This window comes from Mesorhizobium sp. M7A.F.Ca.US.006.04.2.1 (assembly GCF_004022915.1).
GTDB classification, from domain to species: domain Bacteria; phylum Pseudomonadota; class Alphaproteobacteria; order Rhizobiales; family Rhizobiaceae; genus Mesorhizobium; species Mesorhizobium ciceri.
This window is the reverse complement of sequence record NZ_RZQA01001004.1, coordinates 1-2032: the sequence shown is the minus strand read 5'-3', so window position 1 is coordinate 2032 and position 2032 is coordinate 1. Positions and strand designations below refer to the sequence as shown.

The 2032-nt window shown below is 63.9% G+C and carries 2 protein-coding genes; one reads left to right on the top strand and one right to left on the bottom strand.

Annotation, left to right across the window (positions count from 1 at the left end; genetic code table 11):
• The first annotated feature begins 270 nt into the window (after window positions 1–270).
• Window positions 271–1599, top strand: coding sequence for a dicarboxylate/amino acid:cation symporter (locus tag EN925_RS33430; protein ID WP_127370168.1), 1329 nt, complete (start codon window positions 271–273; stop codon window positions 1597–1599).
• A 67-nt stretch (window positions 1600–1666) separates the two neighbouring features.
• Here EN925_RS33430 and EN925_RS33425 read toward each other — a convergent pair.
• On the bottom strand, window positions 1667–2032 hold a 366-nt coding region (locus EN925_RS33425; RefSeq protein WP_128337251.1), incomplete at its 5' end, for an ROK family protein.

The following is a 2032-nucleotide window of genomic DNA, read 5'->3' as shown; positions in this document are numbered from 1 at the left end:
CCTGCCTGCGGCGTCTGCCCTCTCCCTTTTCTTCGCGGCTTTCCGGTCAGTGTAATGCGAAAATCCGCCCAGGCAAACGCCACTTGTGCGGAAATCCGCACAAGTATTGTCCGCGCGACCTCTGACAAAGGCGGAAATCCGCGATTCCGGCCTTTCCCCGATCTGGCACGACGCTTGCAAAACTGCTTTCAGCGGCGTGCGACCGGAGCGCCGCGATGGGAGAAGTCACGCAGGCGATCCGTTTTCGCCCATCCGGCCAGGGAGAGTTCGATGCACATCGCAGACCAATCAGGCGCGCTTGCCGCGCAGCGCAAACCTTTCTATGCCCAACTCTACGTGCAGGTGCTCGTCGCGATCACCGTCGGCATCCTGCTCGGCCATTTCTATCCGTCGGTCGGCGAGAGCATGAAGCCGCTCGGCGACGCCTTCATCAAGCTGGTCAAGATGATCATCGCCCCGGTCATCTTCCTGACCGTGGCAACGGGCATTGCCGGCATGAGCGACCTGCAGAAGGTCGGGCGTGTTGCCGGCAAGGCGATGCTCTATTTCCTCACCTTTTCGACGTTGGCGCTGATCATCGGCCTTGTCGTCGCCAATGTCGTGCAGCCGGGCGCCGGCTTCAACATCGACCCGGCGACGCTCGACGCCTCGACCGTCAACACCTACGCCGCCAAGGCGCACGATCAGTCGGTCACCGGGTTCCTGATGAACATCATCCCGTCGACCATCGTCGGCGCCTTCGCCGACGGCGACATCCTGCAGGTGCTGTTCTTCTCGGTGCTGTTCGGCATCGCGCTGGCGCTGGTCGGCGACAAGGGCATGCCCGTGCTCAACTTCCTGCAGGCACTGACGACGCCGATCTTCAAGCTGGTCAGCGTGCTGATGAAGGCCGCCCCCATCGGTGCCTTCGGCGCCATGGCATTCACCATCGGCAAATACGGCATCGGCGCGGTCATCAATCTCGCCATGCTGGTCGGCACCTTCTACGTGACGTCGTTCCTGTTCGTGTTCATCGTGCTGGGTGCGGTCTGCCGCTACAACGGCTTCTCCATCCTGTCGCTGATCCGCTACATCAAGGAAGAGCTGCTTTTGGTGCTGGGCACCTCCTCGTCGGAGGCCGCCCTGCCCTCGCTGATGGAAAAGATGGAGAAGGCCGGCGCCAAGCGCTCGGTGGTCGGCCTGGTCATCCCGACCGGCTATTCCTTCAACCTCGACGGCACCAACATCTACATGACCTTGGCGGCGCTGTTCATCGCACAGGCGACCAACATCCACCTGTCGATGGGTGACCAGATCCTGCTGCTGCTGGTGGCCATGCTCTCGTCCAAGGGTGCCGCCGGCATCACCGGAGCGGGCTTCATCACCCTTGCCGCCACGCTGTCGGTGGTTCCGGCGGTGCCGGTCGCCGGTATGGCGCTGATCCTCGGCGTCGACCGCTTCATGTCGGAATGCCGGGCGCTGACCAACTTCGTTGGCAATGCCGTCGCCACGCTGGTGGTGGCGCGCTGGGAAGGCGAACTCGACGAGGCCAAGCTGGCGAGGGCGCTGGCGGGCACGGCTGACGACAGCCTGCCGGCGGATGTCGTCCCCGCCGAGTAACCACGTGTGGCTTATGCGTAAAAGGCCGGAGGCATGCTGCCTCCGGCCTTTGTCATGCAGTCGCACGTCAGACGGTGCCGATCTTGCTCAGTGGTGTGTCCGGATATGTGCTTGGGCCGACAGGCATGCGGGCTGCCAAAGTGCCCTCGTCGTCGAACAGCACAAGGCTGGCGGCGCCGACGAGCCCAGCATGGCGGCCGAGCTGTGCTGGAACGACCGGTACGTCGCGATAGGCGCGCATGGCCCGCTGCCTGATGGTTGCCTCGATGGTCGGCGCCATCAGGTCGAGCCCATTGGCGATGCCGCCGCCGACGACCAGCACATCGGGCGAATAGAGATGTAACAGGTTGGTGAAGCCGACGCCCAGCCAGCGGGCTTCCTCGTCCAGCAAGGCCGAGGCAAGATCGTCGCGCAGCCGTGCCGCCTCGACGAC